Here is a 16,259-nt window from a genome sequence, read left to right as displayed (position 1 = left end):
GGGCGGCCCCGCCGTTTTTCCGGCCCCCCCGTTCTTCCGGACCCTCTTCGCCCGGCGGGGAGTTCAGGAGTAGGCTCCGCAACCATGCGATTGGTCTTGGTTTTATTGGCGGCCTTCCTGTTCGCGCCCGCCCCCGCCCATGCCCAGCGGGGTGGCTCGCGCAACCCCAAGGAGCTCATCAAGCAGGCCGAGCGGCTCTACGACCAGAAGAAGTACCTGGAGGCCGCGGCGCTGCTGGAGAAGGCGAGCGAGTCCCTGCCGGACACGCGCATCCTCTACAACATCGCCCGCGCGTACGATCAGGCCGGCAAGGAGACGGAGGCCATCTCCTACTACGAGAGGTACCTGACGGACGGAGAGGACGCACAGCTGCGCAAGCGCTCGCGCCTGTCCATCGACCGGCTGCGGCTGCAGAAGGAGAAGGAGGAGAAGGCGACGGCGGCGGCGGAGGCCGAGCGCAAACGGCTGCGCGCGGAGGCCGAGGAGGCCAGGAAGCGGGCGGAGGCCGAGCGGGCCGAGGCCCGGCTCACCGACGAGGCCAACCAGCAGCGGCTGAAGGTGGCGTACGAGGAGGCACAGGCCTCGCGCAAGCGCATGCAGGTGACGTCCATCGCCCTGGGCGGCGTGGCGCTGGCGAGCGCGGGGGTGGGGGCCTTCTTCGGGGTTCAGGCCAACAACTCGCGCACCGCGTTCAACTCCGCCACGGAGCTGGACCAGAAGCTGGCGGCGAAGAGCGCCACCCGGAGCAACGCGCTGGTGGCGGACATCGGCTTCGGGGTGGGCCTGGTGGGCGCGGTGGCCGCCGTCCTGCTCTACCCCAAGGAGCCCGTGACGAAACCCGGCAAGGTCCGGCTGACATCTGCGCCCCGGGGGACCGGGGCCGGTGTGGAGGTGAACTTCTGATGCGCGCGCTGTTCTTGACGGGAGTGATGTCGGTGCTGGCCACCGGGTGCAGCTTCATCGTGGCGCCCGGGCTCGAGTGTGAGACGAGCGCGGACTGCCTGGAGGCGCAGGTGTGCACGGAACGGGTCTGCATGCCCCTGCCCGCCGGCTGCCAGGTCGAGCCCTACGGTTCCACCGACGCCGATGCCATCCGGATGGGCGGCCTCTTCCCCATCCACACCAGCCCGGAGCCAGGAGCCAGCGAGGACGAGTCCGACGTCCAGGGCTTCAACGCCGCACTGCTCGCGCTGGAGGAGGTCAACCAGCGGACGCTGAACGGAAAGAAGATCGCCCTGTACTTCTGCGACACCGGGAGCAGCAAGGACGTCGCCGAGGAGCAGGCCCGGTGGCTGGTGAAGGAAAAGAAGGTGGCGGCGGTGCTGACGGCTGGCAGCAGCCAGACGATCGCGGCGGCGGATGTGGCGATCCCCGCGGGCGTGCTCACCATGAGCTACAGCGCCTCCTCGCCGGAGCTCACCGCGAAGCCGGACACCAACGGCGGCCCGGTGGGCCTGCTGTGGCGCACCTCGCCCTCGGATGCCATCCAGGGCAGTGTCATCGCGAACCTGCTGCGCTCGGACAGCCGCTTCGGCGCTCCGGCCAAGGTGGGCATCCTCTATGTCGAGGATACCTATGGCCAGGGCCTCTCCAACATCATCTCCGAGCAGCTGAGCACCGGCCCGACACGGGTGGCCAACCGGCCCTTCCTCTACCAGCGCGGCGGCGACGTGAAGGCCGTGCTGGACTCGCTCGACATGACGTACGACCCGGACGTCACCGTGCTGATCGGCTTCGCGGATGACGTGAAGGCCATCCTCAAGGAGGCCGCCAACCGGACCAACCTCAAGCGGGAGAACGGCCACCGCTGGTTCTTCTCCGACAGCGTGAAGGACAAGGCCGTGCTGGCGGACGCGCTGGCGGCAGCGCAGGCCCGGGGCTTCTACGGTACGGCCCCGGCCCAGGGCACGGGCCAGGCCTTCAACACCTTCAGCGCGCGCTTCACCGACAAGTACAAGAAGGATCCGGCCGCGTACGCCTATACCTCCAACGCCTATGACGCCATGTACCTGCTGGCCCTGGGCGCGTCCTACTCCCTGAGCACCAGCAACGCGGTGACGGGAGCGAAGATCGCCGAGGCGCTGATGCGCGTCTCCAGCGGCGCGAGCAGCACCAACACCCAGCTCACCAACTCCAACTTCACCTACCTCGCGGCGGAGCTGGCCGCGGGCCGGAGCGTCAACATCGAGGGCGCCAGCGGCCCGCTGAACTTCGATGCCAATGGCGAGGCGCGCGCCCCCGTGGAGCTGTGGCAGGTGGGCGACACGGACTTCGTGACCATCGCGTCCAACCTCGAGCCACCTCCCTAGCACAAGGGCAGCCCCCCGCCCGCGAGCATGCGGGGGCGGGGGAGACGGCCACTCAGGGGCTCCGCTCCTCGAGTCTCCTCATGAACTCGGGGCGGACTCCTCGAAGCCCGTGGAGCCCGGCTGGAACTGGGCCGGCACCCCGCTCCCCTCGAAGAAGACGAGCGTCTTGCCGTTGTCCCCGTCCTCGATCTCCAAGCAGTCGATGTTCCCGTCGTCATCCACCTCGAGGTACACGCGCACCGCGTTGTCGATCTGGTGCGTGAGCTCCCGGCGCTCATCGCCCACCGTCACCTCGATGTTCCCCGCCTCGGAGCCCTTCGTCTCCAGGTCGATCCCCCTCAGGGGAAGCCTGCGCGTCAGCTCCTGGTCGCCGATGTCCCGGTTCTCCACCTCGATGCGGACGGGCTCACTCAGCGCCCGCTTGTTGAGGTTGTCGAAATAGACGGCCCAGGTCTCCCTCGGAATCTCGATCGTTCGTCCCATGACCTACCTCCGCACCCAGGAAGGTAGGTCCGGCGACGCACGCGCGATGCCCGCGGCCGCGTGCCGGTGGCATGGCGGTTCCCCGTCTGGCCGCACCACCGGCTACCGGTTCGCCACCGCGTCCTTCCGCAGGTCGCGCGAGGACACGTCCGCGTCCGCGCCCTCTCCGCCCGGCGAGCCGTCCGCGCCATAGGCGGTGATGACGGGCTTGCCACCCTCGTTGAGGTACACGTACTCGTTGCCCCACGGGTCCCTGGGCATCTGCTCCAACGTCTGCGTCTCCACCAGCGCGCGCAGGCCGGTGCTCGTGTCGGGGAACTTGCCCTTCTTGGCGTAGTAGAGCTTGAGCGCGTTCTGGAGGTTGGCGATGTCCAGGCGCGCGGTGTCCCGCTTGGCCTCCTCCAATCGAGGGATGACGGCCACGCCCACCGCGGCCATGATGAGGCCGAGGATGGTGATCACCACCATGATCTCGATGAGGGTCATGCCGCGCTGGCGGCGGCGCGTGCTGCGCGTGCTCTTCTTCTGGCTCATGTCATTCTCCTCGCGTGTGGCCTTCCGTCAGGCCACCGGGCTGCTTGTGCAACCCCCGCGCCCGGCGCCATGACGCGGGCGCTCCCGAGGGAAGCGCGGCGTGGCGGAGCGGAGCCGGGCGGCACCGGCGCGCCAGCGTGTCCGCGCGGCGGGGGAGCGCCCTGACAAGCCGTCAATGCCAGTGGAGGAGAGTGCGCTCCCGGTCAACAAAGCCCGGATGATCGCCCTCCAGGCGGCCAGCCAGCCCACTTCCCTGGGCCGTGCTCGCCACCCAGGCTGGTCATGTACGCCTTCACATCCCCCTCCACGGCACGAGCCGCGTGGTAGGATTGTCCTCCCCGAGGTCATCGCCCAAGCAGGATCCCCCCTCCTGGGTTCGGCCCGGTCTACAGAGAGAACCTGTATGGATGCCATCGCCGTGGTAGGATTGGGCTGCGTCCTGCCGAACGCCCTTCGCGTTTCCGACTTCTGGGCCAGCGTTTCCACGGGCAGGGTGTCCCTCTCGAAGGTGCCCTCGCGCGCATGGGACCACTCGCTCTACTTCCACCCGGACCGCACCATGCCGGACCGGGCGCATGCGGAGCTGGGCGGCTTCATCCACGACTTCGTCTTCGACTGGCGCAAGTACAAGGTCACCCCCGCGGACGCCCAGCAGGTCAACCCCTTCCAGTGGATGGTCCTGGAGGCGGGCACCCAGGCGCTCTCCGAGGTGCGGGTGCTGCCCCGGGACACCACCGGCATCATCCTCGGCGCCACCAGCCTCGGCTGGCAGCGCGACAGCGGCATGCACATCCGCCTGGAGGACATGCTGGACGCCGTGCGCGCCACGGACGAGTTCCGCGCGCTGCCTGGCACCCGGCAGCAGGAGGTGCTCGAGGTCACCGCCCAGCGGCTGCGCTCGCGCCTCAAGGAGTGCAGCGACGACAACGTGGTGGGCTCCTCGGCCAGCGTGGCCGTGGGCCGCATCAACATGCAGTTCGATCTCAAGGGACTGCACTACTCGGTGGACGCGGGGTACTCGTCCTCGCTGGCGGCGTTGGACCTGGCGGTGCGCGGGCTGCGCGACGGCGAGTTCGACCTGGCGGTGGCCGGTGGCGTGAGCGAGATGCTGACGCCGCTGGAGTTCATCGCCTTCTCCAAGCTGGGGGGGCTGTCGCACAAGGGCCACGTGAGGCCCTTCTCGGACGAGTGTGACGGCACGCTGCTGGGCGAGGGCGTGACGCTGTTCGCCCTCAAGCGGCTGGAGGACGCGGAGCGGGACGGGGAAACCATCTACGCGGTGCTGCGCGGCGTGGGCGGCTCGTCGGACGGGCGGGGCAAGTCGCTGGTGGCGCCCCGGCGCGAGGGCCAGGCGCTGGCCATGCGCCGCGCGCTCGAGGACGCGGGCCTGGGGCCGGACTCCGTGCAGTACGTGGAGTGCCATGCCACGGGCACGCCGGTGGGTGACGTCAGCGAGGTGCAGGCGCTGGCCAGCGTGTACTCGGGCGCGGCGGGCTCCATCGCGCTCGGCTCGGTGAAGGCCAACATCGGCCACCTGCGCGCGGGCGCGGGCGGCGCCGGCCTGCTCAAGGCCGTGCTCGCGCTGCACCACGGGCAGATTCCGCCCCAGCCGGGCGTGGAGCGCATCAACCCCAAGCTGGAGCTGGAGCGCACGCCCTTCTTCATTCCGCGCAAGGCGCAGCCGTTCCGCGCCGGCACCCTGCCGCGCGCGGCCGTCAGCTCCTTCAGCTTCGGCGGCAACAACTTCCACGCGGTGCTGGAGGCCTGGCAGCCCGGCACCGAGCGCAAGGCCGCCCCCCGCCGCCGCCAGGCCGAGCCGCTGGCCATCGTGGGCATGGGCGGCATGTTCCCCGGCGCCCCCAACATCGAGTCGCTCTGGAAGCGGCTGCTCGAGGGCCACGACGCCACGCGCGAGGTGCCCAAGGATCGCTGGAAGGTGGAGCGCTACCACCACCCGGATCGCAAGGATCGCACGTACACGAAGCTGGGCTGCTGGCTGGACGAGCTGCCCACTCCGACGATGGAGATGCGGATTCCGCCCGCGGCCTGGGCCTCGTTGGACCCCTCGCACGTGGTGACGCTGCTGAGCACCGAGCAGGCGCTGAAGGACGCGGGGTACTCGCCGGACAAGTGGGACCGGGACAGGGTGGCCCTGGCGCTGGGCTTCCTGCCGTACCAGGGCATCAAGTTCCTCGCCGACACGCGCGTGCGCTGGGCCGAGTTCGCCCGGGAGCTGCGCGAGACGATGGAGAAGTCCGGCCTGCCCGAGGAGCTGCGCCTGGCCATCCTGCGCAACGCGGAGGAGCGCTACAAGGCGGGCCTGCCGCCCATCAGCGAGGACAGCCTCACCGGCTACCTGGGCAGCCTCAACGCCGGCCGCATCTCCGCGCTCTACGACTTCCACGGGCCGCACATGGTGATGGACTCGGCCTGTGCCAGCTCGCTGGCCGCGCTCCACGGCGCCTGGAAGCTGCTGCAGCATCGCGAGGCGGACGTGGTACTCACCGGCGGCGTGTGGGCCGACATGTCCCCCGAGTTCTACATCGCCGGCTGCCGCTTCAACGCCCTGTCCGCCAAGGGCAGCCAGCCCTTCAACGCCCAGGCCGACGGCTTCGTCCCCGGCGAGGGCGCGGGCATCCTCGTGGTCAAGCGCCTGTCCGACGCCGAGCGCGACAAGGACCGCATCCACGCCGTCATCCGCTCCATCGCCGGCTCCAGCGACGGCAAGGGCCGCTCCGTGCTGCCCCCCAGCGAGATGGGTGAGACGCTCGCCATGCGCCGCGCCCTGGCCTCCGCCAACCTGCCCCCCGCCAGCGTGGACTACGTGGAGTGCCACGGCACCGGCACCGCGCTGGGGGACGTGGTGGAGACGAAGTCCACCCACAACGCCTACAGCAGCGAGGGCCGCACCCGCCCCATCCTCATCGGCTCGGTGAAGTCCAACATCGGCCACCTCAACGCCGCGGCCGGCGCGGCCGGGATGATCAAGGTCACCCGCGCCATGCAGGAGCGCGTCATCCCCCGCTCCCTCAAGAGCGAGCCGCGCAACCCGAAGATTCCCCAGGGCGTCGAGGTGGTGACGGACAACCGCGAGTGGCCCGCCCCCGCCGGTGGCGCCCCGCGCCGCGCCGGTGTCAGCTCCTTCGGCGTCGGCGGCTCCAACTTCCACGCCATCCTCGAGGAGTACAAGGGGCCGCCCTCGGCTCCGGGCAAGAAGGAGGGCGAGCCGGCGGAGGGAGACCCGAAGCTCGTCGCGGTGGCGGGCGCGGACGCGCGCGCGTGCCTGGAGCAGCTCAACGCCCTGTGCGAGCAGCAGGGCCCGCTGGAGGACACGCGCCACACGCCCGAGGGCCCCTGGCGCGTGGCCATCACCGCGCGCACCCGCGAGGAGCTGCGCAAGAAGCGCGACTTCCTGCGCAAGACGCTGGACGCCGGTGGTGACCCAGAGCCGCTGGGCCAGTCCGGCATCTTCGCGGCGGGCCCGGACGCGCCCCTGCGCGGCGCCAAGGTGGCCATCACCTTCCCCGGCCAGGGCGGCCAGTACGCCAACATGCTGCGCCCGCTCGCCCGCGCCTACCCCGTGGTGGCCCGGACGCTGGAGGAGGCGGACCGCGTCTACCTGCGCCTCACCGGCCGCACGCTGACGAGCAGCTTCTACACGGAGGATCCGAAGAACTACCGGCAGAACGACGAGGACATCCACGCGGCCGTCTTCCTGGTCAACGTGGCCCTCTACCGGCTGCTGAAGGCCCATGGCATCCACGCGGACATGGTCATCGGCCAGAGCGCGGGCGAGCTGGCGGCGCTGGTGACCGCGGGCAGCCTCTCCCTGGAGGAGGGCCTGCACGCCATCCACTCGCGCACCGTGGCCGTGCTGGAGATGCCCACCGAGGATCCCGGGCAGATGGCCGCGCTCGCGTGCCCCTCCGAGCAGGTGCCCTCCCTCATCGAGGGCCTGCCCGGCTACGCCACCCTCGCGGCGGACAACGGGCCGCGCGCCTGCATCGTGTCCGCGGATCGCAACGCCCTGCCCGGCCTGGTGGAGCGCTGCACCGCGCAGGGCATCGAGTGCACCGTGCTCGCCGTCTCCCACGGCTACCACTCGGAGCTCATCGGCGCGGCGCGCCCCGCCTACCAGAAGGTGCTGGAGGGGCTGACGTTCCACGCCCCCACGGTGCGCCTCATCTCCACCATCGACGCGGCGGAGTACGGCGGCCGGCCGCTGCGGGAGTACCCGGCGTTCCTGACCAGCCAGTTCGTCGAGCCCGTGCGTCTGCGCCAGGCCATCGGCGAGGCCCACGCGCAGGGCGCCCGCATCTTCATCGAGGCCGGGCCCAAGTGGTCTCTCACCCAGTTCACCCGGGAGATCCTCAAGGGCCGGCAGCATGGCGCCATCGCATCGATTCATCCCAAGGTAGGTGACATGGAACAGTTCAAGCGCGTGGTGGGATATTCATTCGTGAATGGCGTCGGCCAGCTCTCGGAGGATGCCGCGGGCGCCGTGGTCGAGGTGGAGCAGGCGCTGCTGCAGCTGCCGCTCGAGGGAGTGCTCGAGCCCGCCACCGCCTTGAAGGTGGCCATCGCCCTGGGACGCGAGTTCGGCGTGGACGCCTCCGTGGCCCAGCCGGAGAACCTGCGCACGTTCGACGCCATCGTCGCGCTCGTGGAACAGCTGCGCACGGGCCAGACCGCGGCCCCCGCCGCCACGAAGGCGCCCGTGGCCGAGCCCGCCGCGGCCGCCCCGCAGGTGACCACGGTGCAGAAGAGCATCGCCCTGGAGGAGGAGGTGCGCCGCGTCCTGCTGGACACCGTGGTGGCCAAGACGGGCTACCCGGAGGACATGCTGGAGATGAACCTCGATCTCGAGGCGGATCTCGGCATCGACACCGTCAAGCAGGTGGACATCTTCGCGCGCACCCGCGAGGCCTTCGGCGTCACGCGGGACCCCAGCCGCGCCCTGCGCGACTTCAACACGCTGCAGAAGGTCGTCGACCACATCGTCGAGCGCATCATCGCCACGGGTGCCGCCGCCGCCCCGGCCTCCGCGCCCGCCCCGGCCCCCGCCCCCGTGGCGGCCCGGCCCGCTCCGGCGGCTCCGCCCCCCACTCCGGCCCCTGCCGCCGCCCCGGCGATGCCCACCTCCACCATCGCCGCCTCGTTGGATCTCTTCGAGCAGGTGCGCGAGGTGCTGCTGCGCAACGTGGTGGAGAAGACGGGCTACCCGGAGGACATGCTGGAGCTCGACCTCGACCTCGAGGCGGACCTCGGCATCGACACCGTCAAGCAGGTGGACATCTTCGCGCGCACCCGCGAGGCCTTCGGCGTCACGCGCGACCCCAGCCGCTCCCTGCGTGACTTCAACACCCTGCGCAAGGTGATTGAGCACATCGTCGAGCGCGCGCAGCAGCTGGCCGCGGCCACGTCCGCCGCCTCCACCCGGTCCGCCGCCCCCGCTCCCGCCACCGCCGCCGAGCCGCCCGCGAAGCGCGCCAATGGGAACGGGCCGCGCTCCGTCCGCGAAGCGCTCCTCTCCATGGATCTCCGGCAGGCCGCCGGGCTGAAGGACGGCGAGGTGCGCAAGCTGGCCGAGGCGATGTCCTCGCGCCTGGGCGTCGCCACGCCGGAGACGGAGCCGGTCCGCACGCTGAGCGAGCTCGCCCAGCAGCTCGTGAAGGGTCACTGAACCGTGCAGCCCGATACCTCCCAATACCCGCTGCTGGAGGATGTCTCCGAGGTCTTCCGCGGCGAGAGCGCGGTCGCCAAGCGCGACGTGCACCTGCCGCGGGAGCTCGACGAGGAGATGCGGCCGCTGCCCGCCTCGATGGAGCTGGAGTTCCTGGCCGAGGTGGGCGCGCTCGTGTACCCGGACCGCGTGCTGGTGGGGATGAGGGACGTGCGCTGGTTCCTGCGCTCCTCCCAGCCCTCGTCCGCCGCGCGGCTGGTGGGGCGTGCCCGCCGCGAGGGCGATGGAGAGGTGTCGGTCTTCCTGTCGATGGAAGTGGTGAACACCGGCGCCAGCGCGGGACACGAGGAGGCCTCCGAGGAGCCCATCCCCGTCTGCCGCGCCGTGCTCCAGTTCGCCCACGCGTACGGGCCCGCGCCCTGGCCCCAGCAGCAGCAGATGCTGGCCCCCCGCTCGGAGAATCTCCAGAACGGCCGGCAGCTCTACACCTCCGCGGGCGGACAGGGAGATGTGCCCGAGTCGCTCCAGGTCATCTCCTGGGCCCGGCTGTGCGAGCTGGGCCGCATCCAGGGGGGGCTCGTCCACCCGCGCGTGTTGTCCAAGGTGCTGCCCGCCAGCCGCATCCAGGTGGCGCCCGCCGCCATGGAGGGCGCGCTGCACATGGTGAAGTGGCTCTGGTACGCCTTCTCCGGCGAGGGCTCGCGCGAGATGGCCATCTCCGAGGCCACCTGGTTCCGCATGCCCCGGCGCGACGAGCGCCTCATGTGTGACGCCCGCCTGTGCGGTGCCAGCGGCGGGCTGGCCTCCTTCGACGCCCACCTCCTGGGCCAGGACGGCATCCCCGTGCTCGAGCTGCGAGGCATCGGCATGGCCTCGCTGCCCACCGAGGACGTCGCCCCCACCCTTCCCCGCCTCGCCTGGCAGTCATTCGTCAAGAGCCTCTCTCCGCGATGACCTCCTCCACGCACATCCCTCTGGCCATCATCGGGCTCGGGTGCCGCCTGCCCGGCGCCGACTCCCCGTCGCGCTTCATGAACCAGTCCCTGGAGGGGATGCGTGCCCTGACACGGGCCCCCGCGGAGTGGGGCGCCGGGCTCGGCCTGCGCCATCCGCTGGTGGGCGGTTTCGCTCCCGAGGAGGGCAAGGACTGGAAGCAGTTCCGCCTGCCGCCCAACCAGGTGGAGAAGATGCACCGCATGGAGCGGCTGCTGCACCTGACGCTGCTCCAGGCGACGCAGGACGCGGGCTATGGCCCCGACAAGAGCCCCGGTGGCCGCTGCGCCATCTACCTGGGCGCCACCGGCCTGGGCGTGGACGTGAAGGTGGACCAGACGGTGCGCATCCGCTCGCCGGAGTTCCGCGAGCACCTGTCCGCCCTCCTCCAGGGCCGCGGTGACCAGGCCCGCCTGCTGGAGGCGGTGGATGGCTACATCGCGCAGCACGCCCCGCCCATCACCCCCGAGTCCGTGCCCACCACGGCCACCATCGTGGCCGGCCGCCTCTCCGGCCTGCTGGACACGCGCGGCGGGCACCTGGCCATCGACGCGGGCACGGCCTCCTCGCTGGCGGCGCTGAAGTTCGCCTCGTTGTCGCTGCAGCTCGGCCACTGTGACGTGGCGGTGGTGGGCGCGGTGTCCCCGCTGCTCAGCCCCTCCTCCTTCGGCATGCTCTCCGCGCGCGGCTGGCTGGCCGAGCAGGAGCTGCTCTCGCTGGATGGGCGCTCCGCGGGCACGCTGCCCGGCGAGGGCGCCGTGGCCCTGGTGCTGTGCCGGCTGGACGACGCGCTGGCGGACAAGCAGCGCATCTACGCCGTCCTGCACGGCGTCAGCGCCGAGGTGAACCTCAAGCAGGGCCTCTCGCGGCTGTCGCGCATGGTGGACAAGGCCGCGCGCGCCTGCCTGGACATGGCCGGCATCGAGGCGGAGCTGGTGCGGCACGTGGAGCTGCAGGCGTGCGGTGTCCCCGGCCTGGAGGATCAGGAGCTCATCGGCCTCAAGGCCGCGCTCAACGCCACGCGCACCGAGCCCCTCACCTTCTCCACCGCGGCCCCGCAGGTGGGCTTCCAACAGGCGGCCAGCGGGCTCGTCTCGGTGATGCGCGCGGCGCTGTCGCTGCACGGAGGCGTGCGCGCGCCCGTGGCCGGCCTCACCTCGCCGCGCCACGGGACGGAGGGCTCGCTGGAGTGCCTCACCCGGCCCATGAAGCTGACGCCGCGCAGCTACGTGGGCGTCAGCTCTCTGGGGTGGAGCAACATCGCCTACCACGCGCTGCTCGGGCCCGCGCCGTCCCACGAGACGTGGGCGGACATCCGCCCGGTGCGTCCGCCCAACCAGAAGTTCGCCATCGTCGGCATGGGCGCCATCGCCCCGGGCGCGCCGGACTCGCAGGCGCTGTGGACCAACGTCGTCTCCAAGGCGGATGCCATTGGAGACCTGCCCACCTCGCGCTTCGATGCCCAGCACCTGCTGGGCGCGCTCATGGGGCCCAAGGAGATGGTGCCCCGGCTGGCCGGTACGGTGGATCTGCCCTCGCCGGATGCGCGCTGGCTCCGGCTGCCGCCCAACCAGGCCGCGGCGCTGGATCCGGCCGTGCCCCTCTTCGTCAAGGCGGCGGAAGAGGCGCTCGGACAGGCCGGCTACGAGCCCGGGATGTGGAACGGGCGGCGCGTGCAGGTGGTGGTGGGCCAGCTGCCGGTGCGCGCCAAGGAGTTCGAGACCGAGCTGCGCTTCGTCCTGGAGCGCTACCTGTCCATGGCGTCCGAGGCCCTCCGGGCCCAGGGCCTGTCCGCCGAGCAGGTGGCCGCGCTGCTCGACGCGGTCCGCCAGCGCGTGGTGGGCAAGCTGCCCCCGCTGGATGAGAACACGTCCCAGTACTACTCCAGCCTGCCCGTGGCGGCGCGGCTGGCGGCCATCCACGACTTCACCGGCGGCGTGCTGATGGTGGACGCGGCCTGCGCCAGCTCCCTGGCCGCGGTGCACACGGCGATGATGTCGCTGGCCAACCGCGAGGCCGACATCGTGGTGGCCGGCGGCGTGGCCTTCAACCTCGTACCCGAGTACTCCGCCTCGCTGGCGGTGCTCGGCTTCCTGTCCCCGCGAGGCACCTTCCCCTTCGATGATCGCGCGGACGGCTTCGTGCCGGCCGAGGGCGCCGGCGCGGTGGTGCTCAAGCGGCTGGAGGACGCGGAGGCGTCGAAGGACAAGATCCTCGCCGTCATCTCCGGCATCGGCTTCTCCAGTGACGGGCGCGGCACCACCCTGCTCACCCCCAACCCCAAGGGACAGGCGCGGGCGGTGGAGCGCGCGCTGCAGGACTCGCGCGTGCGGGCGGATCAGATCGGCCTGCTCGAGGCGCACGGCCCGGGTACGAAGGTGGGCGACAAGACGGAGGCGGACGCCTACGGCGAGGCCTACCAGTCGCGCGGCCGCGACAACCCGGTGCCCATGGGCACGCTCAAGTCGCAGATCGGCCACACCTCGTCGGCCTCCGGCCTGCTGGGCATCATCAAGACGGCCTTCGCGGTGAGCGAGCACTTCCTGCCGCCCATGAACGGCGGCGAGTTCCCCAAGGCGGACATCCCCTTCGACCGGCTGCCCATCTCCCTGTCGCTGGAGGGCCGCCCGTGGCCCGTGCCCCGCGAGGGCCGGCGCTACGCGGGAGTGAGCGCCTTCGGCCTGGGCGGCTCCAACTACCACGTCATCCTCGAGGAGCACGACAACGCCCACAGCAAGCCGTGGACGGCGGATCCGCTGAGCGCCACGGCCAGCTACCCCATCCCCAGCCGTGGCCTGTCCGCGCAGCGCTGGCGCGTGGACCTGGTGCCGCTGTCGCTCTCCTCGGAGAAGCGCTACCAGCTGCAGGGCAAGAAGCTGCTGCTCGTGGGAGACGAGCCGGGCCTGGTGGCCGCCTTCAGCCGCCTGCTGCTGGGCAAGGGCGTGCGCGTGGCCACGGTGTCGGTGGCGGGCATCACGGATGCCATGGAAGTGGAGCGCCGGGTGCGCCGCGCCAGCGAGGAGCTGGGCGGAGCCGACGGTGTCATCGACCTGGGCGCCTTCGGGCCGGTGGAGTACTTCCTCACGCTGGGCAGCGCGCGCTTCGGGCGGAGGATGGCGGAGACCACCGCGCGCTGGCACGGCACCGGCCGCGCCATGTACGAGCGCCTGCGGGACGCGAAGGGGCGCACCGCCTGCTACGTGGCCGTCACCTCCATGGGAGGCGACTTCGGCTTCGTGGGGGATGGCGGCAACGTGATGGGCGGCTCCATGGCCGGCTTCCTCAAGGGGCTGAAGCAGGAGCTGCCCGGCGCGGTCATCAAGACGATCGACTTCGAGCCGCGCGCCTCGCACTGGGTGGTGGCCGAGACGGTGGCCCGCGAGCTGGAGGAGGGCAGCGACCGGACGGAAATCGGCTACATGGCCAGCCGCCGCTTCGTGGTGGGCCTGCGCCGGGCGGACTTCCCCCAGGAGGGCACCCAGGTGCTGCGCCGGGTGGACCCGAGCTGGGTGCTGCTCTTCTCGGGCGGCGGGCGCGGGGCCGTCTTCGAGGTGGCCAAGGCGGTGGCGCGGCTGGGCCCCAAGGTCATCGTCACCGGGCGCACCCCGGCCCCCACGGGGGACGAGCCCTACCTGGCGCTGGACGACAACGACTTCGAGACCTTCCGCAAGGAGGAGATGATCCGCCGCAAGAAGGCGGACCCCACCCTCACGCCGGTGAAGTTCAAGGAGGCCTTCGAGCCCTACGAGCGGGCGCGCGAGCTGTGGCGCAACCTGCAGGAGGTCTACGCCCAGGGCCTGCCCATCGAGTACGAGACGTGTGACTTCCGCAACGCCGCGGACGTGCGCGCCATGGTGGACCGGGTGCGCGAGTACCACGGCCACATCGACGGCATCGTCCACGGGGCCATGGTCGAGGCCTCCAAGAGCCTGCCGGACAAGACGCCGGGCTTCGTCGCCGCCACCATGGAGGTGAAGGTGCTGGGCCTCATCAACCTGCTGGAGGCCACGCGGCGCGATGACCTGAAGCTGATGATGTGCTTCGGCTCCGGCGCGGGCCGCTTCGGCAACAAGGGCCAGACGGACTACAGCGCCGCCAACGACTTGATGAGCAAGTGCGCCATGGCGTACGCGCACCGGGCGCGCCCGCACATGCGCTGCGTCACCATCGACTGGACGGCGTGGGACAGCGTGGGCGCCGCCGCCCGCAACCCCGAGGTGGTGCGCGGCACCGGCGTCTCGTACATCACCCCGGCCGAGGGCTCGTACTGGTTCATCAACGAGCTGCTGCTCGGCCGCACCGAGCGCGAGGTGGCCATCTTCGAGGAGCGCCTCTTCCGCGAGTGGCCCTTCCTCGGCGCCTCCGCGGACGGCCCGGACGCGCGCACCGTCTACGACGACCGCGGCTTCCTGCTCGTGCCCTCCGACTACCCGATGATCGACTGCGTGGAGCAGCACGGGGCGGAGACGCTGGTGGCCACGCGGACGTTCGACCTGAACACGGACCCCTTCGTGCTCCAGCACCAGCTGGACTCGGTGCCCATCATGCCGGGCACGTTCGGCTTCGAGATGCTCGGCGAGGCCGCCGCCCTCTTCCGGCCGGACCTGGCGGTGCTGCGCGCGGAGAACCTGCGGATTGAAACGCCGCTCAAGTTCTTCAAGGCCCCGCACGGCTCCAAGGGCAAGCCCGTCCACATCACCCTCACCGCCCGGGTGCTCAAGCAGCAGGGCGACGAGATGACGCTCTACGTCGAGTCCGCCAGCGACCTGGCGCTGGGCGGCCGCTCGGACCAGACGCAGCGCCGCATCCATCAGCAGGGCATCTACGTGCTCGGGCCGCCGCCGCGCCACGAGCCGGGCAACGGCAAGCTGCCGGAGGCGCTGCCGGGCTCGCGCGCGCGCTCCATCTTCCACCTGGCCAAGGAGCCGCTGTACCTCGGCCCGCTCTTCTGCCGCGCCGAGTGGGTGTACGTCGGCGAGACGGAGGTGGAGGGCATCATCCGCGCCCCGCGGCAGCGGGAGATCTTCACCCACGTGGCGCGGCCGCGCTTCCAGTTGGATCCGCTGTTGCTCGACGCCGCCTTCCAGGTGGCGGCCAACTGGGACGGCCACCACAACAACCTCGTCTCCGTGCCCATGGGCGTGGAGCAGCTGGTGCGCGGGCGGCAGCGGCGCCTGGGCGAGTCCGGGCACGTGAAGGCGAGGATGGTGAAGGTGGAGGGCGATGACGTCCTCTACGACTTCGAGGTGCGTGGCGAGGACGGCGCCCTGCTGCTGGGAGGCACGGGGCTGTGGTTCCGCCGGCTGCGCCGGGGAGAGCGCCGGAGTGCGGAGGGCTGAGCGGCTGCGGCTGCCCGGCGGCCGGGAGGTGGTGCTCGGCTGGGGCGAGGTGGGGCGGGAGGACGACGCCTCGCTCTCGCCCCTGGAGCGCGAGGGGCTCGCCCGGTGCAGGACGGACAAGCGGCGGCGGGAGTTCGTGGCGGGCCGGCTCGCCGCGCACCGGGCGCTCGCGTTGCTGGAGCCCGAGGCGCGCGCGGAGGTGACGGCGCGCGAGGACGGGCCGGACGCCGGCAGGCCCTTCTTCTCACCGGGGCACGGGCTCGCGCTCTCCATCTCCCACAGCGGGGAGCTGGCGGTGGCGGCGGTGTCGCGCGGAGGCGCGCTGGGCGTGGACCTGGAGCAGCGGGTGGAGGCAGGCGCGGCCTTCCTGGAGGAGGCCTTCGCGCCGGGCGAGCTCGCGGGCTACGTGCCCCTGTGCGCGGGACACCTGGACCCGGTGACCGCGGCGTGGGCCCTGAAGGAGGCGGTGCTCAAGGTGTGGGGCGTGGGGCTGCGCGCGCCCCTGCAGAAGGTGGCGCTGCGGCCGGTGCTGCTCCACGCCGGGGGGGACGCACTGTCCCTGCGGGTGACGCTCGACACGTGGGAGCTTCCCCCGGGACTCGGGGAGCCGCCCCCGGCACTGACCGCGCTCCTGGTGGCGTGGCGGGCCGGGGGGGTGCTGGGCCTCGCCGGGCTCGTCCCAGACGCGCGACGCCGCGGGGGCCGGCTTCAGTGACGCGTGTGCCTGTGGGACGCCAACCAGACGTCCACTTCCGCGACACGCTCCCGCGGGCCCCTGGGTGCTCCGGCGCAGCAGCCGCGCCCCGCACAACGGTTGCCACCGGATGGCCATGATTCCTGTTCCACTTCATGCGCTTTGACGGCGCGTTGACGCTGCGATGACGAAGCAGCGCGGCGTCACCCGGCTTCAATGCCTCG

General features: G+C 71.6%; 8 protein-coding genes. 6 read left to right on the top strand and 2 right to left on the bottom strand.

Annotated elements, in window-relative coordinates:
* Window positions 1-84: 84 nt before the first annotated feature.
* A complete protein-coding gene (locus AC16DP_RS47445; RefSeq protein ID WP_329729062.1) occupies window positions 85-903 on the top strand; it encodes an outer membrane protein assembly factor BamD in 819 nt (272 codons plus the stop codon).
* Window positions 903-2,309, top strand: coding sequence for an ABC transporter substrate-binding protein (locus AC16DP_RS47440; RefSeq protein ID WP_329729061.1), 1,407 nt, complete (start codon window positions 903-905; stop codon window positions 2,307-2,309). The genes AC16DP_RS47445 and AC16DP_RS47440 overlap by 1 nt, the downstream gene beginning before the upstream one ends.
* 78 nt (window positions 2,310-2,387) lie before the next feature.
* On the opposite strand, the gene AC16DP_RS47435 is transcribed toward AC16DP_RS47440, so the two are convergent.
* Together AC16DP_RS47435 and gspG are read right to left on the bottom strand one after the other, a co-directional pair.
* Window positions 2,388-2,792, bottom strand: a complete 405-nt coding sequence (locus AC16DP_RS47435) for a DUF5335 domain-containing protein (RefSeq protein ID WP_329729060.1) — start codon at window positions 2,790-2,792, stop codon at window positions 2,388-2,390.
* A 102-nt stretch (window positions 2,793-2,894) separates the two neighbouring features.
* Window positions 2,895-3,326 carry a type II secretion system major pseudopilin GspG gene (gspG, locus tag AC16DP_RS47430; protein ID WP_329729059.1) on the bottom strand — a complete coding sequence of 144 codons (432 nt, stop codon included), beginning with the start codon at window positions 3,324-3,326 and terminating at the stop codon, window positions 2,895-2,897.
* A 403-nt stretch (window positions 3,327-3,729) separates the two neighbouring features.
* Between gspG and AC16DP_RS47425 the strand changes: the two genes are divergently transcribed.
* Genes AC16DP_RS47425 through AC16DP_RS47410 form a run of 4 tightly spaced genes read left to right on the top strand, consistent with a single transcriptional unit; the run spans window position 3,730 to window position 16,056 of the window.
* Window positions 3,730-9,009, top strand: coding sequence for a polyketide synthase (locus AC16DP_RS47425; protein WP_329729058.1), 5,280 nt, complete (start codon window positions 3,730-3,732; stop codon window positions 9,007-9,009).
* 3 nt (window positions 9,010-9,012) lie between these two features.
* Window positions 9,013-9,963 carry a hotdog family protein gene (locus AC16DP_RS47420; protein WP_329729057.1) on the top strand — a complete coding sequence of 317 codons (951 nt, stop codon included), beginning with the start codon at window positions 9,013-9,015 and terminating at the stop codon, window positions 9,961-9,963.
* Window positions 9,960-15,341 carry an SDR family NAD(P)-dependent oxidoreductase gene (locus AC16DP_RS47415; RefSeq protein ID WP_329729056.1) on the top strand — a complete coding sequence of 1,794 codons (5,382 nt, stop codon included), beginning with the start codon at window positions 9,960-9,962 and terminating at the stop codon, window positions 15,339-15,341. The genes AC16DP_RS47420 and AC16DP_RS47415 overlap by 4 nt, the downstream gene beginning before the upstream one ends.
* Entirely contained in the window at window positions 15,328-16,056 is a 729-nt protein-coding gene (locus AC16DP_RS47410) for a 4'-phosphopantetheinyl transferase family protein (protein WP_329729055.1), read from the top strand. The genes AC16DP_RS47415 and AC16DP_RS47410 overlap by 14 nt, the downstream gene beginning before the upstream one ends.
* Window positions 16,057-16,259: the final 203 nt, after the last annotated feature.

It is taken from the genome of Archangium sp. (assembly GCF_057119385.1).
This window is presented reverse-complemented; position numbering and strand designations above follow the sequence as displayed.

What these genes read in the sequence shown, in the direction of transcription:
- AC16DP_RS47435 (WP_329729060.1), bottom strand. Translation starts at nt 2,792, where the DNA reads ATGGGACGAACGATCGAGATTCCGAGGGAGACCTGGGCCGTCTATTTC.
- AC16DP_RS47440 (WP_329729061.1), top strand. Translation starts at nt 903, where the DNA reads ATGCGCGCGCTGTTCTTGACGGGAGTGATGTCGGTGCTGGCCACCGGG.
- AC16DP_RS47415 (WP_329729056.1), top strand. Translation starts at nt 9,960, where the DNA reads ATGACCTCCTCCACGCACATCCCTCTGGCCATCATCGGGCTCGGGTGC.
- AC16DP_RS47425 (WP_329729058.1), top strand. Translation starts at nt 3,730, where the DNA reads ATGGATGCCATCGCCGTGGTAGGATTGGGCTGCGTCCTGCCGAACGCC.
- AC16DP_RS47445 (WP_329729062.1), top strand. Translation starts at nt 85, where the DNA reads ATGCGATTGGTCTTGGTTTTATTGGCGGCCTTCCTGTTCGCGCCCGCC.
- gspG (WP_329729059.1), bottom strand. Translation starts at nt 3,326, where the DNA reads ATGAGCCAGAAGAAGAGCACGCGCAGCACGCGCCGCCGCCAGCGCGGC.